Here is a 25,200-nt window from a genome sequence, read left to right as displayed (position 1 = left end):
TCCTAAGATGAAGATTTTTGCATCACCGCGGCAAAAAAGCCGTCGGTATGGTGTGTAGCAGGATTTAATTGCAAGAATTCGCCTGTATCGAGCGCTATTTTATTACTTTTCAGTAAGTCACTGCAATTGACCAAGCTAAATTCCGAATGGGTCGATAGGAAATTTTGAATTTGGTTTTGGTTTTCTTCGGCCAAAACACTGCAAGTGGCATAAATCAAATAGCCACCGCGTTTGACCAAATGCGCCGCCGAATCCAAAATGCGCGCTTGCAAAGTCACCAATTCATCTATGCTGTCGTTGCTTTGACGGTATTTCAAATCGGGATTGCGGCGCAAAGTGCCCAAGCCTGAGCATGGGGCATCCACGAGCACACGGTCGGCTTTGTTCCACAGTTTTTTCAAACGCAAATCGCGTTCGTGGTCCAAGCGTTGTGGGGTGATGTTGCCCACGCCCGCACGCGCAATGCGTGGCTTGATGTTGGCCAAGCGTTTTTCAGACACGTCCATCGCATACAAGCGGCCGGTATTGTTCATCATCGCGGCCATGGCCAAGGTTTTGCCACCGGCGCCGGCACAGAAATCCACCACCACTTCGCCGCGTTTGGCACCAGACAATAAGGCCAGCAATTGGCTGCCTTCGTCTTGTACTTCCAAGATGCCATCTAAGAACAAAGGATTTTTGTTGATGACGGCTTTGTCTTGAAAGCGTATGCCCCAAGGTGAGAACGGTGTGGCTTCGGCTTTAAAGCCTTCGGCGGCCAATTGTGCCAACACTTTGTCGCGTTTGCCTTTGATGGTGTTCACACGGGTGTCCAGCGGCGCGGCGTGGCTTAAAGCCTGACCGATGGCAACGATGTCTTCATCGCTGTATTGGCCTTGCATGCGCTCTACCAACCACTGTGGCAATTCGCTGGCAGTGTTTAAGCGGCCTGTAAACTCAGTTTTAGCGGCTTTCAGGCCGCTTAAAGCGGTGCGTTCGGCTTCATTGATGATGTCAGACAGAGATGCAATGCTGACACCGCGACCGATGACCAAAGCACCCAAAGCCAACAAGCGTGTAGGCGCTTTGTCGCCCAACACCATGTGCAGTTTTTGCCAATGGCGCAGTGCGGCGTACACGGTTTCAGCGATTTCGTGGCGGTCTTGACGACCGAGTTTTTTGTGGTCTTTAAAGAATTTCGACAACACCATGTCTGCCGGTGAGCGGAATAAGCTCACTTCGGCAATCAGGCGTTCGGTATGAATGAGTTGCGGATTGTTCATTTAGTATTTCTTGCCGTCTAAAGTCGCGGCAGTTAAGTTAAGTTGATAGGTTTTACCGTCATCGGTATAGCGTATCAACGCAGGGATGTTGCCCAGGCTAGGCGCCAAGCCGTATTCCATCACATCGCCGCCACGGGTGGCGCGATACACATTGACGCTCAAAGGCTGGCCTTTGAATTTCACGGTTTGGGTGCCTGCGGCACGAATATTGGTGGCTTCGTTATACACTTTTTTGCCATTGGTAAATTGCGACACGCCGCTGACCTTGCCATTGTTCAAAGACAATTGCCATGCCAAACTGAACAAGTCCATCGGCACGCCACGCATCGGTGCGGTTTTGTTTTCACCGGCTTTGCCATAGGTAATGGTTTTACTGCCATGATTGAATTTGGCTTGTGCGTACAATTTGCCACGGCGGGTATCGCTGTAGCTGTTAGGCACCATGGTGTTGCCATTCATGCCACCACTGGAGCGAAATTGCATGCTGTAGAGCGGAATTTTAAACGTGGTGTTGATGTTGTAAGCGCTGCTGCTGCGGTTAAAACCCATGGTGGCGGTCACGCCGCCATTGCCAGAATAGGTTAAGGCCGCATTTTTGGGAAAGGCCACGCTTTGTGCATACACGCTGTTGGCTGCCAATAATACCGCAGAAATGCCTAAAACTTTGATGATTTGTTGCATGTAATCCTCGGTTTCTAATAATTAAACCATTATTAGTCTGCTTAAAATGCCAAAAGTTTACTGCTGGCAGAAGCTGGCTGTTGGTTGGTGACGATGCCGTCTTTAATTTGTAAACGGTTATTTACAAAGTCGGCAACGGCTTGTGGGTACAAACTGTGTTCCACACTCAAGATGCGTTCGGCCAAACTGTCGGCGGTGTCATCGGGCAAAATCGGTACTGCGCCTTGCGAAATGATCGGGCCATGGTCCAATTCTGGGGTGACAAAATGCACGCTGCAGCCGGCCAATTTACAGCCCGCATCGATGGCTGCTTGGTGGGTGTGTAAACCTTTGAAAGAAGGCAGTAAAGAAGGGTGAATGTTGAGCAGGCGATTTTGGTAGTGCAGACAGAAATCCGCGGTTAAAATGCGCATGAAACCTGCAAGTACCACCAAATCAGGTTGGTAAGCATCGATGGTGTGTTGCAATTGGGCGTCAAATGCTTCGCGGCTGTCGAAGTCGCGGTGATTGACGACGGCAGTGGTGATGCCACGTTCGTTAGCCCAAGCCAAACCAGCGGCATCAGGACGGTTGCTGATGACGGCTTTGATGTCGGCGCCAGCGATGTGTGCGTTGACAATGGCTTGCATATTGCTGCCTCGACCTGAGATTAAAATCACCACATTTTTATTCATTGCGTTGCTGTCCTACCGTTTTCAAGCGGCCTGTAAATTCATCAAGCTGCTTATTATAGCCGACAGCGAAAGGAAAAGAAAAAATGGCTTTTGACATTAAACGTTTTTTGGTGGATGGCGATAAAAAATGGCAGTGGAAAGACCATCCGTGCAAATACAGCAAAGACATCCCCAAAACCAAAAATGACCGCAATCAATTGGCGGCAGAATTGTCGAGCGAATTGGATGCCTTACAAGACCGTTTGTATGGCGAGGGCAAGCGCAAACTGCTCATCATCTTGCAAGGCATGGACACCTCGGGCAAAGACGGTACCATCCGCCATGTGTTTCAGAACGTCGACCCATTGGGCGTGCGCGTCGAGGCATTCAAAGCCCCGAGCGAGGCCGAATTGGCGCGTGATTATTTGTGGCGCGTGCACATGGTGGTGCCGAAAAACGGTGAAATCGCCATCTTCAACCGCAGCCATTACGAAGATGTGTTGGTGACCAAGGTGAAAGAATGGATTTCGGCCGATACCGAAGCCAAGCGCATCGAACACATCAAGGCATTTGAAACCATGTTGACCGACACCGGGACGGAAGTGGTGAAAATTTTCTTAAACATCTCCAAAGACGAACAACGCGAGCGTTTGCAACAGCGCATCGATGACCCGTGTAAAAACTGGAAATTCAACCCCAGCGACTTGGAAGACCGCCAACTGTGGGACAAATTTCAAAGCCAATACGCACGCGTGATGCGCAAAACCTCGACCGCTACCGCGCCGTGGTATGTGGTGCCGGCCGATTCCAAGTCCACGCGCAACATCATCGTGCTGCAAATTTTATTACACCATTTGCGCCAAATGAATCCGCAATACCCCGTGGTAGATACTTCCGAATGGCCAAAACAAATCAAGTGAGGGCGGGTCTTACTCCTGCAAGCAGCGCAGAGTCTGTAGCAATAAAGCAGGCATTTGCGCCCATCATCGGCAAGCAGCCTAAAATCATGATATTGGGCAGCTTGCCGGGAGAAGCATCGCTGCAAGTGCAGCAATATTATGCCCATCCACGCAATCAATTTTGGCGTTTGTTGAGCGAAATCAGTGGTGTGGATTTGCAAAGCTTGCCATATGCCGACAAAATACAGCAAGTGCAGTTGTTGCCAGTGGTGATATGGGATGTGGTGGCGCAAGCACAGCGGCAAGGCAGTTTGGACAGTGCCATACGCGCGGCCGAGATTCGCGACATTGCTGCCATGTTGCGCGAGCATCCGAGCATAGCGCAAGTGTGGTTTAATGGAGGGCAGGCGGCCAAATGGGGTTTGCGAAGTTTACAGGCCGCTCAAATTGACATACACACGCTGACCTTGCCATCGAGCAGTCCTGCTCACACCATGGCATATGCACTGAAAAAACAGCAATGGCAGCAGGCGTGGGACGGGGTATTTCTTAATCACTGAAGCAGCGGAATGAAAGGGGTGGCGCGTGGATAAAGCAGAAATGGCCAGTTTGTTTGAGGCATTCGGTTTGACAGAGTTGTGGACGCATTTGCTGCCCACCTTGCGCGCAGCCATTAAAATCAAGCTGGAAACCCAACAAACGCTGGCTGTGGGCGACAGCAAAATCGGCGGCATGCCGGATTTGCCCGTGAGCATAGACTGGCCCCATGCACATGGCAAACCTTTGGCCTTTATTGCCCAAATCAATGTGGCCGACATCCATGCCATGGACAGCGAGGCGCAATTGCCCGCAAGTGGCTGGCTGTATTTCTTTTACGATGCGGTTAACGAGCATTGGGGCGATGTGCCAGACGATTATTGGCATTTTGCCGTGCGTTATTTTGATGGCACGGTGAGCGAGCTGCATCCCGCCGAGCCGCCGGAAAACTTGGCCTCAGAAAACCAGTTTTTGAGCGCAGCCACCTCGTTTCAGCCGCAAACCACGTTTCCCGATGAAAGCAGCTTGGCATGGCCGAAAGTGGGCATGACGCGCAAACAGTGGATGGCTTTGGGTGAGTTGGAAGAGCATGTGTATGAGATGAATTCAGGCCGCTATAACCAGCTGCTTGGGCATTCCACCAATTTACAAGACGGTATGGAGCGCTTGTGTACGCGCATGGCCAAGCAATTCTTTGAAGCCGATGGCACCCCGAATGAGTGGGTTTTGCTGTTGCAATTGGACAGCAACGACAAAGAATGTGGCATGATGTGGGGGGATTGTGGCGTGCTGTATTTTTGGATACGCAAACAAGATTTGCACCAACAGCGTTTTGAGCGCTGTTGGTGCGTGATGCAATGTTTTTAGATAAAGGGTAGAACATGACCGATGTGGTAGCGCTGGTGCGTCAATACGGTGAAGATGCCAGAGCCGCATCTCGGGTGTTGGCGGCAGCGACAAACGCGCAAAAAAATCAGGCTTTATTGCGCATGGCCGAATTGTTAGAGGCAGAGCAAGACAATATTTTGGCTGCCAATGACCAAGACACGGCCGCGGCGGCAGCGAATGGCTTGGATGCGGCGATGGTAGATCGCTTGCGCATTTCAGCCAAATCCATCGCGCAAATGGCCGAGGGCGTGCGCCAAGTAGCGGCTTTGGCCGATCCTGTGGGTGAAATGGACGATTTTAAAATCCTGCCCAATGGTTTGAAACTGGGCAAAATGCGCGCGCCTTTGGGCGTGGTCGGCATGATTTACGAATCGCGCCCGAATGTGACCATAGATGCGGCGGTATTGTGCTTGAAATCAGGCAATGCCTGTTTGCTGCGCGGTGGTTCAGAATCGTTCCACAGCAACCAAGCCATCGCCAAAGTCATTTACCAAGCTTTGCGTGAAACCGGTTTGCCAGAAGCGTGTGTGCGTTTGTTTGAAACCACCGACCGCGCCGCAGTGGGCGCAATGTTGGCTTTGAATGAGTTTATTGATGTGATCATCCCGCGCGGTGGCAAAGGCTTGGTGAAACGCATTACCGAGGAAGCGCGCATGCCTGTCATCAAACATTTGGACGGCGTGTGTCATGTGTTCATCAACCGCGATGCCGATTTGGACATGGCGGTGAGCATCGCCATGAATGCCAAAACCTCACGTTACGGTACTTGCAATACCATGGAAACCTTATTGGTGCACCAAGACATTGCAGCGACTGTGTTGCCGCGTTTACAGGCCGCTTATGCCACCAAAGAAGTTGAATTGCGCGGCTGTGAGCGCACGCAGGCGGTGTTAAACAACATCGCAGCCGCGACTGAGGAAGATTGGTTTACCGAGTATTTGGCGCCGATATTGTCTGTGCGCGTGGTCGACGGTTTGGACGAGGCCATCGCCCACATCAACCACTATGGCAGCCATCACACCGACAGCATCGTCACCAACGATTATGCCGACATCCAACGCTTCTTGCGTGAAGTCGATTCGGCCAGCGTGATGGTCAATGCGTCTACGCGTTTTGCCGATGGCTTTGAATACGGTTTGGGCGCGGAAATTGGCATTTCTACCGACAAAATCCATGTGCGCGGTCCCGTAGGTTTGGAAGGTTTGACCAATCAAAAATGGATTGTATTGGGCAGCGGCCAAGTGCGCGTTTAAATTCTGTACAAATATCAATCAACAAGCCATGCCTGTCGGTATGGCTTTTTTTTGTGGCTGCTTTAGAGCATTGATGACCATGCGGCCTGTAAGACAGGGTTGGGTTTACAGGCCGCATGGGTTGCTGCAATGCCGTATGTAGTGGTGAGGTGGGAGTGTTTGCATCAGTGTTGATACCGAACACTGCGCGGGGTATTTTTAAAGCGCATACGGAGATTTTAGGGCTAAGTCAGCTTAAAAGTCAGAGTGAGTTAGGATGGTAAATACTGTGTTGCAGATAGATGAATTCAGGCGCTGATAGGATGGAGTTAGGACAGATGGCTGCTTAGAGTGTCTGCATAGTTTAAACATTCAGGATTGAACGGCTGCTATGTGTATGTAAAATTGCTTAAAAAATCTGAAATTTGAAAAAAATGCCTTAATATTATTCATGTTGAAAACACACTTTAATGCACATATAAAAGGGAACACATGAAGCGGATTTTTTTCTTTATTCTGACTAACTTGGCGGTGATGCTGGTCATCGGCATTATTTTGTCGGTTTTGGGTATCAGTGGTAACCCCAATAATTTGATGGGTTTATTGGCCTTCTCGGCGGTGGTGGGCTTTACCGGCTCCATCATGTCTTTAATGATGTCCAAATGGATGGCGAAAAAATCGACCGGCGCTTATGTGATTGAACAGCCTCGCAATGAAACCGAAGCATGGTTATTGAATACCGTCGACAACCAAGCGCGCCAATTGGGTTTGAAACGCCCTGAAGTGGCGATTTACGATGCGCCTGAAGAAAATGCGTTTGCCACCGGTCCGAGCAAAAACAATTCTTTGGTGGCGGTCAGTACCGGTTTGTTAAACGGCATGACGCGCGAAGAAGTGGAAGCGGTATTGGCACACGAGATGTCGCACGTGGCCAATGGCGACATGGTGACTTTGACCTTGATCCAAGGCGTGGTGAACACGTTTGTGGTGTTCTTGTCGCGCTTAATCGCCAATATGGTGGCCGGCAATAACTCCGACGAAGAGGGAGCGGAAAGCAGTGGCACCTTCTTCTTGGTGAGCATGGTATTGCAACTCTTGTTCGGCTTCTTGGCCAGCTTCGTGGTGATGTGGTTCAGCCGCCAACGCGAATACCGTGCCGATGCCGGCGCGGCCAAGCTGGTTGGCCCACAAAAAATGATTGCCGCTTTGCAACGCTTAAAAGGCAATGGCGAAAGCACTTTGCCGAAAGAGATGAATGCAATGGGCATCGCCGGTGGTGAAAAAGACTCTTTGTTAAGCACCCACCCGACCTTGGACAACCGCATCGCGGCTTTACAAAAACAGTAACCAAGTCTTGTTGCGTGTGAATACAGCAATCAGCGGCCTGTAAATTACAGGCCGCTTTTTTGTATGTGCTTGCTGTTGTTGATGGATAGAGATGTTAATGCTCATTCATTGGTCGCGTGTTTTGGCTGTGTTTGGAGAAGTGGTGCTGATGGTTTTTGTGCAAGCAATGCGTTGAGCCTATTGATTTAAGCGGCCTGTAAACTTACAGGCCGCTTTTGATATGCTGTTACTGTTGTTGATGGGTTACGCTATTAGCGCAGTTCATCGCCAGCGTGTTGAATGTGTTTGGTAAAAACATTGGAGCAGAGGGACTGATGGAAGGGCGAGAAATGATACACTGTGGCTATTGATAAGTGCGGCCTGTAAGTGACAGGTCACTTTTATTTTGCTGCTGCGATTGATAGATGGGATGTCAGTGCAATCCATTAGTGACGTGTTTTAGTGGTGTTTGGGAACAGTGTTGGAGCAGTGAGGCTGATGGATGGCTGATAAAACGATGTGAGCTTATTGATATAAGCGGCCTGTAAACTTACAGGCCGCTTTTTATAGCTTGTTACCACTCTTGATGGAGATACCGGCATGAGTACAGTTCACGTGTTGGATGGGTGAGGAGTCAGTACAAATATTGAACAACTGATGGCCAGTTGGTAGGTGTATTCACAAGATTATTGATAAGCGGCCTGTAAGCCTAGGACGGATGTCTTTTAGAGTTTACAGGCCGCTTGTATTGCTCATTTACAACGTGTTTAAGCACTGAGCACATGCACGCTCTTGGGTTTGCGCAAGCTGTCTTTTAAGGCTTGGAACACCGCCGCATCCCACAGCCATGAGCCGTCTTCGCATTGCACCGCTGAGCGTGACAGTGTCCACTGCTTGCTCATGCCGGTGACAGGGTCGGTTTCGCTGATGTGGTGTGACCATTTACTTTGCCAACCAGCTATGGGCAATTCATGTGCAAACGCTTGCAGCCCTTGCTCAATGGCGGCTTCGGCACTGAGGTGCGGACACAAGCCGTGGCATTGCTTGCTCAATTGGATGGGACAACTGGCATCGTGGGCCAAGGTTTGCGGCAAGATGTCCAATTGTTTGGGGCAGAAACCATGTTTGCGTGCCCATTCCAATAAGGCTTTTTTGGCCGCTTTGGGGTGGGCAAACACGCCAAACGGCGGCGTGTCGGCATGTTCACTGGCCAAAGGGCGAATTTTCGCTTGCATCTGGTGGCGCTCATTGGCGACAAAAGCGATGGTGTAAAACGCATTCTTTTGCGCGTGGTGGTAGCGACTGGCGGTGATGGCGGCATCGATGGGGCCGATGGCGCTGATGCCTTGGATGCGTTCTATGCTGGCAAACCAGTCTTGCGCTTGCTTGGCTTGAAATTTCTGGCACATGTCTTGGAACATGTGTTCGCACACGCGCACCTTGGGCTCGCTGCTGCCAGCATGCCAAATTAACACCACGCCGTATTCATCGGGCAAGGCTTTGATTTGCTTGCGCAAACCATGTGACAGCCATTGTGGAAACAGACCCGGATTGACGTGTTTGCGCAGCGCCGTTTGCCATTGCTCGGCTTTTTCATGACTGGCATGGCTTAAAAACTGGGTCAAAGCCGCCACATCGGCCATGGCGCGGTGGCGTTGTGGCAAATGGATGTCGAAGCGTTCAATGATGCTGTCGAGGTTGTGTTTGAAGAATTGCGGATAGAGTTGGCGCGACAATTTCACCGTGCACAGTTGCAACATGCTTAAGTTGCGCCCGCAACGCTTAAAGGCCAAACGCAAGAACTGGTAATCAAAACGGCTGTTGTGCGCCACCAAGATTGCATCTTGTAACAACAGTGCCAATTCATCGGCAATGTCGGCAAAGCGGGGCGCATCGGCCACCATCTCATTGCTGATGCCGGTTAAGTCTTCAATAAAGGCACTGATGCCGTGTTCGGGATTGATCAATTGCTGATAAGTGGTGATGCCGTTTTTATCGAAACGAACCAAGGCAATTTCGGTTAATCTGTCCAAATACAGATTGCCGCCCGTGGCCTCGGTATCTACTATGACGATGGGGGTGTTTAAAAAATCAAATTGTTGCTGCAAGATGTGTAAATCGTCAGAGCGTAACATGGGACGCGGCCAAAAACAAAAACACGCTATTTTAGCGCTAAAATCAGGTGCATATCGAATTTTATGCATATTTTTATAAAAAGAGCTTGACGCATAGCCAGTCACTTCCTATAATACGCTTCTCTTTCAGATGCACCCGTAGCTCAGTTGGATAGAGTATCTGGCTACGAACCAGAGGGTCGGGCGTTCGAATCGCTCCGGGTGCACCACTGAAACAGACGCGCTCATCGTCTAGCGGTTAGGACACTGCCCTTTCACGGCGGCAACCGGGGTTCGATTCCCCGTGGGCGTACCAACATTAAAAGCCAGCTCTTGTAGCTGGCTTTTTTCATGTCTGTGTGTCGCATCAATACTGTGGTGATTTTTGCACGTCTTAACTTGGAACTTATACCCAAGCGTGATACTCTGACCCCACTTTTTCAGGCTTAAGTAGGATGACAATATGCAAGTAAACATGACGAAATGGGCAGTAAGCGCTTTGGTGGCAATGACTTTGACTGCATGTGCTTCCAGCGGTGGCGATAAAAAACCTTCCGCACAAGCTACTGAGCAAGCGACCACACCAGTGCAAACCAATGTGAAGTTTGATTCTTATGCTGAAGTGGCTTACAAATGTAAGGAAGGCAAAGTATTGGCCATGTACGGCATCAAAGACAATGTTGTGGCCGGCGTGCAAGTGGTGCACCAAGACATCCAATCGCCATTGATGTTGCGCACTACCAATCCAAAATACAATGAATTCTCGACCAGTGGCCGTCACATTACTTGGACACAAAATTTGGCCTCTCCAGCCGATGTGAAAACCGCCAAGGCTCAAGGTTTGAGCCGTTTGGTGACCGGTAAAAACCCAGATGGCAGCGCTGGCGTGGGTGTGGGTGTGGTAGCTGGTAATTGTGATGTCGACAAAGCCATGACCGCGCAATTGCCGAACATGAAAGACGAAGACAAAGTGAAATGGTTGGGCAAATAAGCCTGATGTGTGGCACAGTAATCTAAAAAGCGGCCTGTAAACAGTTACAGGCCGCTTTTTTAAGCTTTGCCCATCGGTGATGGGCAAGAACAGGTTTAACGTGTTACAGGTTTGTAGCGGATGCGTTTTGGTTTGGCACCTTCTTCACCCAAGCGACGTTTTTTGTCGGCTTCGTATTCTTGGTAGTTACCATCGAAGAACACCCATTTAGAATCGCCTTCGGCGGCCAAGATGTGGGTGGCAATGCGGTCTAAGAACCAGCGGTCATGCGAAATCACCATCACTGAACCAGCAAACTCCAACAATGCGTCTTCCAAGGCTCGCAAGGTTTCCACGTCCAAGTCGTTGGATGGTTCGTCCAGCAGCAACACATTGCCGCCTGAAATCAGCGTTTTGGCCAAATGCAAACGACCACGTTCACCACCAGACAATTGACCGACGATTTTGCTTTGGTCAGCGCCTTTGAAGTTAAAGCGGCCCAAGTAAGCGCGGGCAGGGGTTTCAAATTTGCCCACTTGCAAGATGTCGCGGCCGTCGGCGATTTCGTCGAACACGGTTTTGTCATTGCCCAAATTGCCACGGCTTTGGTCGACATAAGACAATTGCACGGTTTGACCGATGCTGACAGTGCCGGTATCAGGCGTTTCTTTGCCGGTAATCATTTTGAACAAAGTCGATTTACCCGCGCCATTCGGGCCGATGATGCCGACGATGGCACCAGCGGGAATCTTGAAGCTCAAGTCGTCGATTAACACGCGGTCGCCAAAAGACTTGGTCACATTGGTGAACTCTATCACTTCATTGCCCAAACGCTCGGCAGTTGGGATAAAGATTTCTTGGGTTTCATTGCGTTTTTGGTATTCGTAGCTCGACATTTCTTCAAAACGGGCAATACGCGCTTTGGACTTGGCTTGGCGGCCTTTGGCGTTTTGGCGTACCCATTCCAACTCTTGTTTCATCGATTTGATGCGCGCGGCTTCTTGTTTAGACTCAGTCGCCAAGCGGTTTTCTTTTTGTTCCAACCACGATGAGTAATTGCCTTTCCAAGGAATGCCGTGGCCACGGTCCAGTTCCAAAATCCATTCGGCGGCATTGTCGAGGAAATAGCGGTCATGCGTTACCGCCACCACCGTGCCAGGGAAGCGCACCAAGAATTGCTCCAGCCATTCTACTGATTCGGCATCCAAGTGGTTGGTCGGCTCGTCTAACAACAACATGTCAGGCTTAGACAACAACAATTTGCACAAGGCCACACGGCGTTTTTCACCACCCGACAGGTGTTCAATTTTGGCATCCCAATCCGGTAAACGCAGCGCATCGGCGGCAATTTCCAATTGGTGTTCAACATTGTCGCCCGAACCTGCGGCCAAAATCGCTTCCAAGCGACCCTGTTCTTCGGCCAAGGCATCGAAATCGGCATCGGGGTCGGCATAAGCGGCATACACTTCGTCCAAGCGTTTTTGTGCATCGGCCACCGCGCCCAAACCGCTTTCCACTTCTTCACGCACGGTTTTGTTTGGGTCTAATTCTGGTTCTTGCGGCAAATAGCCGATGTTGATGCCAGACATGGGGATGGCTTCGCCTTCAAACTCTTTGTCCACGCCCGCCATGATGCGCAACACCGTTGATTTACCCGAACCATTCAAACCCAATAAGCCAATTTTGGCACCGGGGAAGAAAGACAGGGAAATGTCTTTGATGATTTGTTTTTGCGGCGGCACCACTTTGCTCACGCGCAGCATGGAAAATACGTATTGGCTCATGTTGTCGTCTCGTTGGAATAAAAACGGCTATTGTACCCAATTGCGCCACACTTACCAGTGGCATGAGCAGGGTTTTTGCGCTGGGACGGGATCTGTGCTGGATATCGGCTTTGTTTGGGTGTTGGTGGGAGACATGACCACTGGCGACTGATGGTGAGTGTGCATGGCTTAAAAGCGCATGCTGTACAGCCTAAGCTTGAAAACGTGTTGGTGAAGTCGTTAAAAAGACTTACAGGTCGCATTAATAGCGGCCTGTAAACTTTATCGTGTGCTTAACATTTCTATGTTTAACACCCTTTATTCAGTAATGGTCTGTGTGTCTACTTGTACCGGCGTGGTGGTAATCACTTCTTTGATTTCGTAAGCCGGTTGACCGTCTATGGTGAAATTGGGCGCAGGGTCGATGCTGACTTCACGAGCAGTGGATTGACTGGTGGTGGTCATTTGCGCCGGCATGTCGCCGGTTTGGGTGGTGACTTGGCGAACGACGGTGCGCTCTTCTTGGATGCGGGCATTGCTGTCGGAAGGAATATTGTCTGCTTGTGCCAATGCCATGCTGCCCAACAAAACACTGCCGAATAAAATACTTGTTTTCATTGCCATTCCTAAAACGGGTGATTAAAAATATACAGTAGGACTGCCCCAAATTCACCTGAGTTTCGCCATTTACGCATTTGAACCCGTCTTAACAGAGGGCGGAGCGGCACGATAACAAGTGGCCTGTCAACAAAACAGCCCAAATGCCTGAGCATTTGGGCTGTTGCGACACTTGATTAACGCATGCAGGATTTAAGAACCGCTGCGCAATTCTTGCCACAAGCGCACGGTCAATTTCTTCGCATCTGGGCTCAATTCAGGCATTAAGAAGCCTGCGGCCACATCGGCGTCGTTCGGGAAAATCGAACGGGTTTCCACCAGTTTTTTGTCCATCAATTCGCGTGCTGGCAAACTCGCTGGTGCGAAGGTGACTTCAGCGGCGTTGCGGGCAGCGATGTCAGGTTTCAACGTCCAGTCCATGTATTTGTGGGCGTTGACGATGTTTTTCGCATCGGCAGGAATCAACCAAGATTCCACCCAGAAACCCATGCCTTTAGGGGTCAAGACTTCGATGTTGACGCCGTTTTTCACTTCTTCAGCACGTTTTTTCGACATGTTCATGTCGCCGCCGTTGCCGACTGCCACACAGATGTCGCCACGCGCCAATTCATCGATGAACGATGGGCTGAAGCGTTTGATGTCAGGACGGACTTTTTTCAACACGTCTGCCGCGGCTTTTAAGTCGTCTAAATTAGAATCGGCAGGGTTTTTACCTATGTATTTCACCACCAATGGGAAGATTTCACTTGGTGAATCCCACAGGCTGATGCCACAAGATTTCAATTTGCTGGTGTATTCTGGTTTGAATACCAAGTCCCATTCGTTTTCAGGCAGCTTGTCGGTGCCCAAAGCGGCTTTGACTTTGTCTTTGTTGATGGCCAAAGTGTTCAAGCCTGAGAAATAAGGCACGGCGTATTCGTTGCCTGGATCGACTTGTTCCAATAATTTCAGCAATTTTGGATCGATGTTTTTGTAATTCGGAATCAACTCTTTGTGCACTTTTTGGTAAGCGCCGGCTTTGATTTGACGTGGCAAGAAGGCGATGCCCGGTACCACCAAATCGTAGCCTGATTTGCCTGTCAACACCTTGGCTTCCAAAGCCTCATTGTTTTCATACAAATCGTAATTCACTTTTAACGAATATTGTTTGCGGAATTCTTCTACAGTCGATTCGTCCACATAGTTAGACCAGTTGTAGATGTTCAACTCTTGAGTTTGTGGTAAATCAGCACCTGCTTGGGTATTGCTGGCTGCGGCAGTTGTGTTGCTTGCACTGGTATCGGCTTTGGTTTCACTTGAAGTTTGAGTTTGGGTGTTACCTCCGCCACATGCAGTTAGCAGAGCCAACGTGACAACTTGAGCAAAGAGCAATTTTTTCATATAGGTTATCTTTCCCTGTCGAATTAAATGAAAGCGTTACACCCACCCGTGGTGGGCACAATCCGCGCCGATTATAACGGAAATACTCATACTGCTGAATCAAAAGATAAACCTGAGGCTGTCAACATTAAAACGTATTTAATCCGCATGCGTCATGCGCAATATCTATTTTTGATGAGTTTTGTGGTGAGAAACACGAAAGCTAAGATTGAGCATAAATGATAAGCGGCCTGTAAACCGATTGAATCAAGGTTTACAGGCCGCATTGTGGCGCTAAATGAAGGGCTTACAAGCCTAGCTCCGACCACATGGCATCTACGCGGCGACTCACTTCTGCGTCTTTGCTGATGACCACGCCCCATTCACGGTTGGTTTCACCCGGCCATTTGTTGGTGGCGTCCATGCCCATTTTGCCGCCCAAGCCGGAAACGGGGCTGGCAAAATCCAAGTAATCAATCGGCGTGTTTTCCACCAATACCGTGTCGCGCACCGGGTCCATGCGCGTGGTAATCGCCCAAATCACCTCTTTCCAATCGCGCACATCCACATCTTCATCAACGACGATGATGAATTTGGTGTACATGAATTGGCGCAAGAAGCTCCAGCAACCCATCATCACACGCTTGGCATGGCCGGCATACTGTTTCCTCATGCTCACCACCGCCATGCGGTAAGAACAGCCTTCTGGCGGCAAATAGAAATCGACGATTTCAGGGAATTGCTTTTGCAACAGCGGCACAAACACCTCATTCAAGGCCACGCCCAATACCGCCGGCTCGTCTATTGGTTTGCCCGTATAGGTGCTGTGGTAAATGGCGTTTTGGCGCATGGTGATGCGCTCCACCGTGAACACAGGAAAGTGGTCTTGCTCATTGTAATAACCGGTGTGGTCGCCATATGGGCCTTCCAACGCGGTTTCATCGGGATAAATCACACCTTCGAGCACGATTTCGGCGCGCGCAGGCACTTGCAAATCATTGCCTATGCATTTCACCAATTCGGTGCGTGAGCCGCGCAGCAAGCCCGCGAATTGGTATTCGCTCAAGGTATCGGGCACAGGGGTGACCGCGCCCAAGATGGTGGCTGGATCGCAGCCTAACACCACAGACACAGGGTAAGGCTGGCTGGGGTTGGCCTGTTTGTGTGCTTGGAAATCCAAAGCCCCACCACGGTGGGCGAGCCAGCGCATGATGACTTTGTTTTTGCCTATCACTTGTTGGCGGTAAATGCCCAAGTTTTGGCGTTTTTTGTGCGGGCCACGGGTGACGGTCAAGCCCCAGGTAATCAACGGGGCCACGTCGCCTGGCCAGCAATGCTGTATTGGCAAGATGGACAAATCGACATCGTCGCCTTCAATCACGATGTCGTGTACCGGCGCTTTTTTGACCACGTGCGGCGCCATAGACCAAATGTCTTTTAACAGTGGCAGCTTGGAAAACGCGTCTTTGATGCCTTTGGGTGGCTCAGGTTCTTTCAAATAAGCCAAGGTTTGGCCGATTTCGCGCAACTCGCGCAAGTCTTTCGCGCCCATGCCCATGGCCACGCGTTCGGTGGTGCCAAACAAATTGGCCAATACGGGGAAGTCGTAACGGCTGCCGTTGGTGGTGGGGTTCTCAAACAGCAAGGCCGGGCCTTCGGCACGCAATACGCGGTCGGCAATGTCGGTCATTTCCAAATGCGGTGACACGGGGTGGGCGATGCGTTTGAGTTTTTGTTGGGATTCCAATTGGGCGATGAAGTCGCGCAGGTCAGCATATTTCATGGTGTCTTTACAGGCCGCTTAATCATGGCAGGCATTATGGCACAAAAACAAACAAGCCCGAACTGAGTCGGGCTTGTGCGTGAACAATAGCAGGGGATTAACGGCCGCCGATGCGGTAGCGTTTTTCCAGCCATGAGAACAAAGCAGCCAAACCGATGGTCATCACCAAGTAAATCAAGGCAATGGCATAGTAAGGTTCTTCGTAAATCGAAAAGCGGCCTGAAACCGTGCGCGCCACGTAAGCCAATTCGGCCACGCCAATGGCAGACACCAACGAGCTGTCTTTCAATAAGGTGATGAATTCATTGCCAAACGGTGGCAACATGCGGCGGGTGGCTTGCGGCAAAATCACATGGCGCATTGCTTGCGGGTAAGTCAAACCCAAAGAACGCGCAGCCTCGACTTGGCCTTTGTCTATCGATTGAATACCTGCACGGAAAATCTCGGTGATGTAAGCACCGGCATTGGCAGACAAGGCCAAAGCACCGGCAATCAAAGCGCCGTATTCTTTGCGCAATTCACGCGCCAAATCGCCAGAAATAATCCAGCCATCGGCAGGGTTGATTAAGGCCACCGACCAAATAAAGTGCCAAATGAAGATTTGTACGAACAGCGGCGTGCCGCGAAAGAGGGTGACGTACAGCAGGGAGACATTGCGCAAAATCCAACCCAAGCTGCGCAACACAATATTGCCTTTTTCAAAGTTGGCCAGACGGCATAAGGCACCGATTAAACCCAAAACCGTACCTACGGCAACTGCAAATGCGGTCAGACCCAAAGTGTATTTGGCACCCGTCCAAAACATTTCGCGATATTCGTAGATAATATCAAAGCGAAAATCCATATATATACTCCAACAGATAGGGATGTGTACCAATAGGCTACAACTGTGTGTGATTTGTCAATTTAGCCACATGAAACGTTAATGTAGGGCGAAGTTTAAGACAAAGCGATGCATGATGCCACCGATTTTAGCGATAGATTATTGTGCTGTGCACTAATACAGTGCATTCTTATACTAGCTGCAAACGCACATAGCGTTTAAAATATAACGTTTTATCAGTGTAAAGATACTGTATTAATATGCAAATTTGGTTGGGTCAAACCGATGCAAGCCATTTCCCGAATGGTTGTGCGCTGACAATCGGCAACTTTGATGGGGTGCATTTGGGGCACCAACACATATTGGCGCGCTTACAACACGAGGCCGACGCCCGCGGTTTGCCCGCGGTGGTGATGGTGTTTGAACCGCAACCAAAAGAGTATTTTTCACGCTTAATGGGCAAAGAATTGCCGCCGCGTTTAAGCCCTATGCGCGACAAAATGCGTTTGATTTCCAAGATTCATCCCCATATCAAAGGGGTGAATGTGCGCCGTTTTAACAGCGAATTTGCAGGGATACCGGCGCAAAGCTTTATCGACGAGGTGTTGATAGGGCAATTGAATGTGAAGTATTTGCTGATAGGCGATGATTTTTGTTTTGGCGCCAAACGCCAAGGCAATTTTGCACTGCTCAAAGAACAAACGGCGTTTGTGACCGAAAATACCTCCAGCATCATGGTGGAAAACACCCGCGCTTCCAGTACGGTGATACGCGAGGCCTTAAGCCAAGGCGATTTGGGTTTGGCCGAGCGTTTGTTAGGCCATCCGTATGTGCTTTCTGGCCATGTGAAACACGGTGCCAAGCTGGGGCGCACGCTCGGTTGTCCGACTGCCAATGTGCATCTGCCGCCATTATTGTTTCCCCTCAGTGGCGTGTATGTGGTAGAAGTGATGGGCAGCTTTGGCAAACGCCGCGGTGTGGCCAGTTTTGGTTTGAACCCTACCGTCACCGACAGCCGCAATCAAAAGTGTGAAGTGCATTTGTTTGATTGGCACGAATCGCTGTACGGCCAACGCATACAGGTCGCGTTCAAACACAAATTGCGCGATGAATGGAAGTTTGACAGTTTAGAAGCATTGCAACACCAAATACATGTAGATATGTCGCAAGCACGCGCTTGGGGCGAGGCTTGATGTTTACAGGCCGCTTAATTTAGTAAAGACCAACGATAGAGAATGTTATGACCGATTACCGAACCACCGTCAATTTATTGGACACGCCGTTTCCGATGCGCGGTAACCTTGCCAAACGCGAGGGCGCATGGGTAGACCAGTGGCGTCAACAAAAACGCTATGAAAAATTGCGTCAGATTGCGGCCGGCCGCCCTAAATTCGTGTTACACGATGGCCCGCCGTATGCCAACGGTGACATTCACATTGGTCATGCGGTCAACAAAATTTTAAAAGACATGATCGTCCGCTCCAAAACATGGGCGGGCTTTGATGCGCCTTATGTTCCAGGTTGGGACTGCCACGGTTTGCCGATTGAATTGATGGTAGAAAAACTGTATGGCAAAGAAATCCCTGCCGCCAAATTCCGCCAATTGTGCCGCGAATACGCGGAAGAACAAATCGCGCGTCAGAAAAAAGACTTTATCCGCTTGGGCATCATCGGCGATTGGGACAATCCGTACAAAACCATGAATTTCGGCACCGAAGCCAACATCGTGCGCAACTTGGGCAAAATCCAAGAAGCCGGTTATTTGGTCAAAGGCGAAAAACCAGTGCATTTCTGTTTGGAGTGTGGCTCAGCCTTGGCCGAAGCGGAAGTGGAATACAAAGACAAAGTATCGCCTGCTTTGGATGTGGCGTTTGAATTCTTGGATGCCGAAGCGGTAGCGCAAGTGTTTGAGTTTTCTGGTGAGCAATTGGAATCGGTTGAGGCTGTCATCTGGACCACCACACCGTGGACTTTGCCGGCCAACCAAGCCATCAGCGTGCACCCAGAGTTGGTCTACCAATTGATCCGCAGCAACGAAGGCCGCGTGCTGGTGTTGGCCAAAGACTTGGTTGAAGGCGCAGCAGCACGTTACGGTTTTGAAAGCTTTGAAGTCTTGGGCGAAACCGTCGGTATCAACTTGGAAAACTTGGAAGTTGAACACCCATTCTTAGACCGCATCGTACCGATTATCGTCGGTGAACACGTTACCGCCGATGCCGGTACGGGCATGGTACACACCGCGCCTGCACACGGTTTGGACGACTACAATGTCGGCCTGAAATACGGCTTGCCGATTGATTGCCCAGTGATGAACGACGGTCGTTTCCGTTCTGACGTGCCACGCGTGGCCGGCAAAACCGTGTGGGAAGCGAATGAAATCGTCATCGACTGGTTGAAAGAAAACGGCCGTTTGCTCGCGTTCAAAAAAATGGAGCACAGCTACCCACATTGCTGGCGCCACAAAACCCCAATTATTTTCCGTGCCACTGCACAGTGGTTCATCAGCATGGATAAAGCTGGCACTGAAGGCAAAGTCTTGCGCGATGTGGCGATGAATGCGGTCGACGACACCGAATTCTTCCCTGCTTGGGGCCGTGCGCGTTTGGAAGCGATGATTTCAGGCCGCCCAGACTGGTGTGTGTCACGCCAACGCAACTGGGGCGTGCCTATGGCCTTCTTTGCCCACAAAGAAACTGGCGAATTGCATCCTAAGAGTGCCGAATTCATCGAAATCATTGCCAAACGCATTGAGCAAGAAGGCATAGAAGCGTGGTTCAAGCTCGATAAAACCGAGTTGTTGGATGCGGCCGATGTTGATGTGTACGACAAATTGCCCGACACTTTGGACGTGTGGTTTGACTCAGGTTCGACCCATTTCGCGGTATTGAAACAGCGCGAAGAATTGAAATGGCCGGCCGATTTGTATTTGGAAGGTTCAGACCAACATCGCGGTTGGTTCCAATCGTCGATGTTGACCGCTTGCGCCACCGCTGGCCGTGCGCCGTACAACCAATTGTTGACCCATGGTTTTGTGGTCGATGGCAAAGGTCAGAAAATGTCCAAATCCATCGGCAATGTGATTGCGCCACAAAAAGTGAACGACTCATTGGGTGCCGACATCTTGCGCTTGTGGGTAGCGTCTACTGATTACTCAGGTGAGTTGGCGATTTCCGATGAAATCTTGAAACGCACCACCGACAGCTACCGCCGTTTGCGCAATACCATCCGCTTCTTATTGGCGAACTTGTCTGATTTTGATGCCATCACCGATGCTGTGTCTTATAACGATATGTTGCCGCTCGACCGCTATGCGGTGGTGTTGGCGCGTCAATTACAAGAGCGTTTGGTCGGCGACCATTATCCGCGCTATGCCTTCCACTATGCGGTGCAAGACATTGTGCATTTCTGTGCCGACGAGATGGGCGCGTTCTATTTGGACATCTTAAAAGACCGCCTCTACACCATGAAAGCCGACAGCCGTGGCCGTCGCAGCGCACAAACCGCCTTGTACCACATCACCCGCAGCTTGATTTTGGGCATCAGCCCTATCTTGTGCTTCACTGCGGAAGAGGCGTGGGAAATCTTGGCCGGTGGCACCGAAGACTCAGTGCTGTATCACACTTTGCACGAATTCCCAGCCATGCCTGAAGCGGTGGAAGCCGAATTGGCGAAAAAATGGCAAGCGGTGCGTGAAGTGCGCGAAGCGGTGAACAAGGAAATCGAAACCAAACGTGCGGCCGATGTCGTGGGTTCATCATGGCAAGCGGCGGTCAGCATTGTTGCGCCTGAGCCAACCTATGGCTACTTGCGTGCCTTGGGCGAAGAATTGCGCTTTGTGTTGATGGTGTCAAAAGTCAGCGTCAGCGAAGGCGAAACCTTGAGCATCGTTGTTGACAAAGCCGAAGGCGAAAAATGCGAACGCTGCTGGCATTACCTGCCAGACGTGGGCAGCAATGCCGCCCACCCATGTTTGTGCGCGCGTTGCATAGACAATATCGAAGGCAAAGGCGAAGAGCGTTTGTTGGCTTAAGCGCATTGCAAACTAGAACAAGCGGCCTGTAAGTTTTTACAGGCCGCTTTTTTATTGATTTTGGTAAGATGAAACATCTTTATGGAAACCATACCATGGCAACAGAATATCAACGGGCGCTGCACACCTTGCAGCATTGGATAAGCAGCGATACCGCACAGCAGCGTTTTGATGTGCGTACCCTCAGTGAAACCGAGTTGGCCGACATCATGGAAGCCACAGACATGCGCTTGCCGGCTGCGTATTATGAATTCATCCGCCAAATCGGTGTGGGCGAGTTTTTCCTGCAATACCCACGGCAAGGTCTGTTCTGTCTGTATGGAGCGGCCGAATTGCGGCAAGCCCAGCACTTGTTGGCAGAACATTTGGCCCATGAAGACATACACATGGCTGATGAATATGTGATGGTGGGCGTGCACCAAAGCATGGGCGATTGGATGGGCTTTAATTTGGCCCGTACGGATGAAGCCAATTTTGATGTCTACGACCATGCCGCGCCTGTGGATGAGTATGCCGAGATTGCGAATTGGCGCACGTTTGAGGCGTGGGTGTTGGTGGTGGTGGCCAGTGATGGCGTGGCGAGTTTGTGAACATACCCATATTCAGTCATGATGCTCAAACAATCCAAGCATAAAGGTGGCAAACATGATGAAACAGCGATGGCAATGGCTGGTGTTGGTGCTGGGTTTGAGCACAGCTTTGAGCGCATGTCATGCGGCAGAGTTGGCCACGCACACCGTACTTGCCAGCAATGGCGTGGCGATAGACGTCATCAAAGTAGACAACTTGGCCGAATTGCGTCTGTTTTTGAACAATGACGGCGGCCATGCTTACCAATCGTTTGCGGCGGTGCGTGGGGAGTTGCCTGCGTGTGAACGCATGCAGTTTGGCATGAATGCGGGCATGTTTCATGCGAATTACCAACCAGTCGGCCTGTATGTGGCGCAAGGCAAACAGTTTACACCATTGAATACCGACCGTGGTTTTGGCAATTTTTTCATGCAGCCCAACGGCGTGTTGGCTTGGAATCAGGAACAGGCTTGGATTTTAAGCACGGCAGATTATGCCAGAACGCATGTGCCGGCCACGTATGCCACCCAATCTGGGCCGATGTTGGTCATCAACCAACGCATCAATCCGCAGTTTTTGCCTCATGCCTCCTCCTTGAAAATCCGCAATGGCGTCGGCATCAAAGGCAAGACTTTGTATTTCGCCATCAGTCAAAAACCGGTGAGTTTTTACCAATTTGCGCAAGTGTTCCAAGAGCGTTTAAAAACCGAACAAGCCTTGTATTTGGATGGCTCGATTTCCAGCATGTATTTGCCACAAACGAACAGAGAAGACATGCGCCATTTGCTAGGCCCAATGCTGGCGGTGGTGTCAACTGAGCGGTGTGCTCATTGAGATGCGGCCTGTAACAGGTTTACAGGCCGCTTGAATATGACTATGAGACAATGAAGCAGATGTCTGTGTTGATGGCTCCGACCAAGGCAGCACAGCCTTATTTCTGCCGGATTTCCTCAACTTCGATAGTGCCGCCAGCGCGGTCGGCGTTGCGCAAATTGATGAACAGCGTGGATTTGTAGGAATACACGCCGCCATTTCTGTCCAAATCTTGGGTGACCAAGGCGATTTTGGCAAAACCCGCTTTGGCGCTGGGCAAGACTTTGTAGTCGAGCACGTTTTTTAATGGGAACACATTCCAAGTGCGGTTTTCATCGTCGTAAGCGGCCAAATTCACATACGCACCATTGATGGCCGGGTCGCCACCGCTGTAGGAAAACACCTTCACATTCATGCTCGGGTCTTTGAGGTATATGGTTTCATCGACATCGGCGCCGCTGTAATGGGTATTGGCTGGCTCAGCACTGACCACATACGGCGCTGCCATTACTGCGTTGCTGCATAAGACCATGCTGATGGCCACAATCAGGGTTTTCATGCTGGTTCCTCCGTGTGCGCTGTGTTGTCGTTGTAGGGTTAAGTATAGAGTGTTTGCTTGTGCAATGAAAAGCGTGAGCACCACAGAAAAGCGGCCTGTAAACCATTTGAGCTTACAGGCCGCTTGTGTGTAGTGCGTCAATTAAGACAAGAATGGATTGTCGATTTCATTCACTGGCGCGGCAGCCAATTGCTCCGGCAACTGGGCATCGGCCTGTAAGGTCGCTACCGCTTGGTTGATGATGTGTTGCAGCTCCAATAATTGCTGCAAGCCTTGCGCATCGCGTGCGATTTGGATGTCGCCATAAATCGACACAGAATCGCCATTGTTTTCCAAGGTCAGATTGGCCAAGGTGTAAGAACTGCTGTCATCGGCAAACGCGGAAAAAGTCATGCCATCTCCTTAGGGCTTAGATTAATGGGCAAATGATACCGACAATTTGTTTGCTTCCGCAGCAGAAAGTTTGTTGCTGCAAGCGGTCACGCTGTCGCGACCCAAATTGGCAACACTGCCGTTTTTGTCCACTTGCGCCGCCGTGGTGGGCAAAGCATAGTTTAAACGGCGCTCGCCTTTGCTGAGCATCGGAAACACATTCACGCCGGTTTTTTGTTCCAATTCGCACACACTGATGATTTCCGGCTGAGCAGTGGCGGTATTGGCCAGCCAATACGCACTGATAACGCCGCTGACCGGTTGGTACAGCGCTTTGTACAAATGGCTGGGCACCAATACCTTATTGGTACCGATGGTGGCGATTTTGGCATTCAAAAATGCCACGCCAGTGACCAAATACACCGGTTCATTGCTGCTTTCAACGATTTCGCGCACTGCTTCTTCAATATTGCGCCACGTTTGTTGGTTGTTCTTAGGATTTTGCGGCACCATATTGGCGAGTGAAAAACTGTCTTGCTGCGCCGACTTGGTGCTCATATTGCCACTGGGCGCCAAATGGCCACGGTCGTAGCCGCTGCCACGATAATCGTTCAATTCGGCGCGTTGTCCTGCCGGCAAGCGTTCCTCCGCATGAAATTCACCTTGGCGTTTCACTTTGGCGGCCACTTTTTCAGGGGTTAAATATTCCGCTACCCACAGTGGCCCTTTCGATGTGGCCGAATGTTTCAAGGCAAATTCCTCAAAACACAGGTTTTGGCTGTTTTTGTTCAACGCCTCTTGCTTGATTTGTGGCGGCACACCTTCCATCATCACCGCCGGCGCACAGTCTTTGTGACTGGTTTTGGGCGATAAACCATCCAATAAACCTTCTAACGAGCTGGATGGCTTCTGTGTTTCAGTGGTTTTAGGGCGCTCCAAACACGCACTGAGGTTAAGACTGATGGCAAGCAAAGTGCCTATGGATAAATAAGATTTTAATTTCATGCACACGACTTAAGATATAAAGCAATAAGAAAAAGACAGGCTGCAAATATTTAATATGACAATATATGACACAGTGATTCTAGCGCCTTAATGCCAGCTTGGGAAATAAGAGCGGGCGGAGTTTGGGTGTTTACGGGTGGCCTGTAATGAGTGGTGGCGTTTTTAAAGAGAAGTATTCAGCTCTATATATCTATAATTAAGGGTAACTGACTTGACTATTGAGGATGAGCATCTGGCTTTGAGCTAGGAGATGTTCACTATAAGCGGCCTGTAAATGAGATAACCGCATTTACAGGCCGCTTATAGTGATACATGGGTGAGAGAATCGTTATAGATGTTTGGTATGTATTCTGTATGTGCAACTGAATATCTATATATGTGTGAAACATCGAGATGCGGCCTGTAAATCAATTTTAGGGATTTACAGGCCGCTTATGCCTTCATTTGTATCAAGCTGAGACAGGTTGCTTCTGGTATTTAAGATGAATTACTGCTGGTCTTGTAAGTGGCATTCAGCATCAGTTTTGTACTTATCTGCTTGGTGTCAGGCTTTTAATTTCACATTTCCCCTAATATATTGCCTCATATTTTGGGTATTTCTTCCGTGTTGCCGCGAATGTTTTGGTGTTGTCCGTTTGCTTTCTAAAATTCTTTCTCCTTAAAATCCTTTGTAAATCAGATATGTGGTCAAATTCCTTTAATCTTTTTGCCTTTAGGTGTTGACGGCTATGGGGAATGTGCGTAAGATTCGGCTTCTTCGCTGCTGACACAGCAACGAAACAGCCGCTTCGGTTGGTTCTTTGAGTGTCGTAGCATAGCTCTTTAAAAACAGATTACCGATAAGTGTGAGTGCGAAAAGCCTCACACTGCTAAAGAAGTAAAGACAAGATATGATATTAATCATTTCTCGTTCTTTTCTTTTGAGAAGCAGACCAGAAGTTAT

Annotated in this window: 24 protein-coding genes and 2 tRNA genes; 13 read left to right on the top strand and 13 right to left on the bottom strand. The window is 50.0% G+C overall.

Annotated features, from left to right (window positions below):
- Positions 1 to 2 precede the first annotated feature (2 nt).
- Genes BN3003_RS00650 through purN form a run of 3 tightly spaced genes read right to left on the bottom strand, consistent with a single transcriptional unit; the run spans position 3 to position 2,617 of the window.
- Entirely contained in the window at positions 3 to 1,262 is a 1,260-nt protein-coding gene (locus BN3003_RS00650) for an RsmB/NOP family class I SAM-dependent RNA methyltransferase (RefSeq protein WP_058304814.1), read from the bottom strand.
- Positions 1,263 to 1,943: a DUF3108 domain-containing protein gene (locus BN3003_RS00645; RefSeq protein ID WP_058304813.1), complete on the bottom strand. Its 681-nt coding sequence runs from the start codon at positions 1,941 to 1,943 to the stop codon at positions 1,263 to 1,265.
- Positions 1,944 to 1,984: 41 nt separating this feature from the next.
- Positions 1,985 to 2,617, bottom strand: a complete 633-nt coding sequence (gene purN / locus BN3003_RS00640; protein WP_058304812.1) for a phosphoribosylglycinamide formyltransferase — start codon at positions 2,615 to 2,617, stop codon at positions 1,985 to 1,987.
- Positions 2,618 to 2,700: 83 nt separating this feature from the next.
- Between purN and BN3003_RS00635 the strand changes: the two genes are divergently transcribed.
- The 5 genes from BN3003_RS00635 to htpX all read left to right on the top strand — a co-directional run bounded on the left by BN3003_RS00635 (position 2,701) and on the right by htpX (position 7,499).
- Positions 2,701 to 3,516 (top strand): PPK2 family polyphosphate kinase, encoded by an 816-nt coding sequence (locus BN3003_RS00635; protein ID WP_058304811.1) that lies wholly within the window; start codon positions 2,701 to 2,703, stop codon positions 3,514 to 3,516.
- A complete protein-coding gene (locus BN3003_RS00630; RefSeq protein WP_082625475.1) occupies positions 3,495 to 4,055 on the top strand; it encodes a DNA-deoxyinosine glycosylase in 561 nt (186 codons plus the stop codon). The genes BN3003_RS00635 and BN3003_RS00630 overlap by 22 nt, the downstream gene beginning before the upstream one ends.
- Before the next feature lie 25 nt (positions 4,056 to 4,080).
- On the top strand, positions 4,081 to 4,899 hold the full coding sequence (locus BN3003_RS00625; protein WP_058304809.1) for a YwqG family protein: 819 nt from the start codon (positions 4,081 to 4,083) through the stop codon (positions 4,897 to 4,899).
- Between the two features lie 14 nt (positions 4,900 to 4,913).
- The gene (locus tag BN3003_RS00620) at positions 4,914 to 6,173 is read left to right on the top strand and encodes a glutamate-5-semialdehyde dehydrogenase (protein WP_058304808.1); all 1,260 of its coding nucleotides are present in this window, start codon (positions 4,914 to 4,916) and stop codon (positions 6,171 to 6,173) included.
- Positions 6,174 to 6,644: 471 nt separating this feature from the next.
- Positions 6,645 to 7,499, top strand: a complete 855-nt coding sequence (htpX, locus tag BN3003_RS00615; RefSeq protein ID WP_058304807.1) for a protease HtpX — start codon at positions 6,645 to 6,647, stop codon at positions 7,497 to 7,499.
- A gap of 746 nt (positions 7,500 to 8,245) precedes the next feature.
- Here the strand turns inward: htpX and BN3003_RS00610 are convergent.
- Positions 8,246 to 9,613, bottom strand: coding sequence for a 3'-5' exonuclease (locus BN3003_RS00610; RefSeq protein ID WP_058304806.1), 1,368 nt, complete (start codon positions 9,611 to 9,613; stop codon positions 8,246 to 8,248).
- Positions 9,614 to 9,745: 132 nt separating this feature from the next.
- Between BN3003_RS00610 and BN3003_RS00605 the strand changes: the two genes are divergently transcribed.
- The 3 genes from BN3003_RS00605 (at position 9,746) to BN3003_RS00595 (ending at position 10,583) form a co-directional block, all read left to right on the top strand.
- Positions 9,746 to 9,822 (top strand) — tRNA-Arg (locus tag BN3003_RS00605).
- A gap of 11 nt (positions 9,823 to 9,833) precedes the next feature.
- Positions 9,834 to 9,908: transfer RNA gene (locus BN3003_RS00600), tRNA-Glu, on the top strand.
- 147 nt (positions 9,909 to 10,055) lie between these two features.
- Positions 10,056 to 10,583 carry a hypothetical protein gene (locus BN3003_RS00595; protein WP_058304805.1) on the top strand — a complete coding sequence of 176 codons (528 nt, stop codon included), beginning with the start codon at positions 10,056 to 10,058 and terminating at the stop codon, positions 10,581 to 10,583.
- A gap of 95 nt (positions 10,584 to 10,678) precedes the next feature.
- Here the strand turns inward: BN3003_RS00595 and ettA are convergent, their stop codons facing one another.
- From ettA to BN3003_RS00580, 3 genes are all read right to left on the bottom strand, one after another.
- Complete coding sequence (ettA, locus tag BN3003_RS00590; protein ID WP_058304804.1) at positions 10,679 to 12,346, bottom strand: energy-dependent translational throttle protein EttA; 1,668 nt, start codon at positions 12,344 to 12,346, stop codon at positions 10,679 to 10,681.
- Between the two features lie 297 nt (positions 12,347 to 12,643).
- Positions 12,644 to 12,943, bottom strand: coding sequence for a hypothetical protein (locus BN3003_RS00585; RefSeq protein WP_058304803.1), 300 nt, complete (start codon positions 12,941 to 12,943; stop codon positions 12,644 to 12,646).
- Positions 12,944 to 13,135: 192 nt separating this feature from the next.
- Positions 13,136 to 14,323, bottom strand: coding sequence for an extracellular solute-binding protein (locus BN3003_RS00580; protein ID WP_058304802.1), 1,188 nt, complete (start codon positions 14,321 to 14,323; stop codon positions 13,136 to 13,138).
- Positions 14,324 to 14,350: 27 nt separating this feature from the next.
- On the opposite strand from BN3003_RS00580, the gene BN3003_RS18720 reads away from it, so the two are divergent.
- Positions 14,351 to 14,545 (top strand): hypothetical protein, encoded by a 195-nt coding sequence (locus BN3003_RS18720; RefSeq protein ID WP_147645281.1) that lies wholly within the window; start codon positions 14,351 to 14,353, stop codon positions 14,543 to 14,545.
- Between the two features lie 64 nt (positions 14,546 to 14,609).
- On the opposite strand, the gene ubiD is transcribed toward BN3003_RS18720, so the two are convergent.
- Positions 14,610 to 16,085: a 4-hydroxy-3-polyprenylbenzoate decarboxylase gene (ubiD, locus tag BN3003_RS00575; RefSeq protein ID WP_058304801.1), complete on the bottom strand. Its 1,476-nt coding sequence runs from the start codon at positions 16,083 to 16,085 to the stop codon at positions 14,610 to 14,612.
- A gap of 97 nt (positions 16,086 to 16,182) precedes the next feature.
- Complete coding sequence (locus BN3003_RS00570) at positions 16,183 to 16,929, bottom strand: amino acid ABC transporter permease (protein WP_108721466.1); 747 nt, start codon at positions 16,927 to 16,929, stop codon at positions 16,183 to 16,185.
- A gap of 239 nt (positions 16,930 to 17,168) precedes the next feature.
- Between BN3003_RS00570 and ribF the strand changes: the two genes are divergently transcribed.
- From ribF to BN3003_RS00550, 4 genes are all read left to right on the top strand, one after another.
- Positions 17,169 to 18,101 carry a bifunctional riboflavin kinase/FAD synthetase gene (gene ribF, locus BN3003_RS00565; RefSeq protein WP_058304799.1) on the top strand — a complete coding sequence of 311 codons (933 nt, stop codon included), beginning with the start codon at positions 17,169 to 17,171 and terminating at the stop codon, positions 18,099 to 18,101.
- Between the two features lie 47 nt (positions 18,102 to 18,148).
- Positions 18,149 to 20,938: an isoleucine--tRNA ligase gene (ileS, locus tag BN3003_RS00560; protein WP_058304798.1), complete on the top strand. Its 2,790-nt coding sequence runs from the start codon at positions 18,149 to 18,151 to the stop codon at positions 20,936 to 20,938.
- A gap of 95 nt (positions 20,939 to 21,033) precedes the next feature.
- Positions 21,034 to 21,528: an SMI1/KNR4 family protein gene (locus tag BN3003_RS00555; RefSeq protein WP_058304797.1), complete on the top strand. Its 495-nt coding sequence runs from the start codon at positions 21,034 to 21,036 to the stop codon at positions 21,526 to 21,528.
- 55 nt (positions 21,529 to 21,583) lie between these two features.
- Positions 21,584 to 22,342 carry a phosphodiester glycosidase family protein gene (locus tag BN3003_RS00550; protein ID WP_108721465.1) on the top strand — a complete coding sequence of 253 codons (759 nt, stop codon included), beginning with the start codon at positions 21,584 to 21,586 and terminating at the stop codon, positions 22,340 to 22,342.
- Positions 22,343 to 22,439: 97 nt separating this feature from the next.
- Here the strand turns inward: BN3003_RS00550 and BN3003_RS00545 are convergent, their stop codons facing one another.
- The 4 genes from BN3003_RS00545 to BN3003_RS19025 all read right to left on the bottom strand — a co-directional run.
- Positions 22,440 to 22,880: a hypothetical protein gene (locus BN3003_RS00545; RefSeq protein WP_058304796.1), complete on the bottom strand. Its 441-nt coding sequence runs from the start codon at positions 22,878 to 22,880 to the stop codon at positions 22,440 to 22,442.
- A gap of 141 nt (positions 22,881 to 23,021) precedes the next feature.
- The gene (locus tag BN3003_RS00540; RefSeq protein ID WP_058304795.1) at positions 23,022 to 23,273 is read right to left on the bottom strand and encodes a hypothetical protein; all 252 of its coding nucleotides are present in this window, start codon (positions 23,271 to 23,273) and stop codon (positions 23,022 to 23,024) included.
- Between the two features lie 21 nt (positions 23,274 to 23,294).
- Complete coding sequence (locus BN3003_RS00535; protein ID WP_058304794.1) at positions 23,295 to 24,257, bottom strand: DNA/RNA non-specific endonuclease; 963 nt, start codon at positions 24,255 to 24,257, stop codon at positions 23,295 to 23,297.
- 712 nt (positions 24,258 to 24,969) lie between these two features.
- Positions 24,970 to 25,200, bottom strand: a 231-nt coding sequence (locus BN3003_RS19025; protein ID WP_058304793.1) for a hypothetical protein, incomplete at its 5' end; no start/stop codon positions are given.

Origin of the sequence: Vitreoscilla massiliensis (assembly GCF_001457815.1) — a bacterium.
In the GTDB taxonomy this organism is placed as follows: Bacteria; Pseudomonadota; Gammaproteobacteria; order Burkholderiales; family Neisseriaceae; genus Vitreoscilla; species Vitreoscilla massiliensis.
This window is presented reverse-complemented; position numbering and strand designations above follow the sequence as displayed.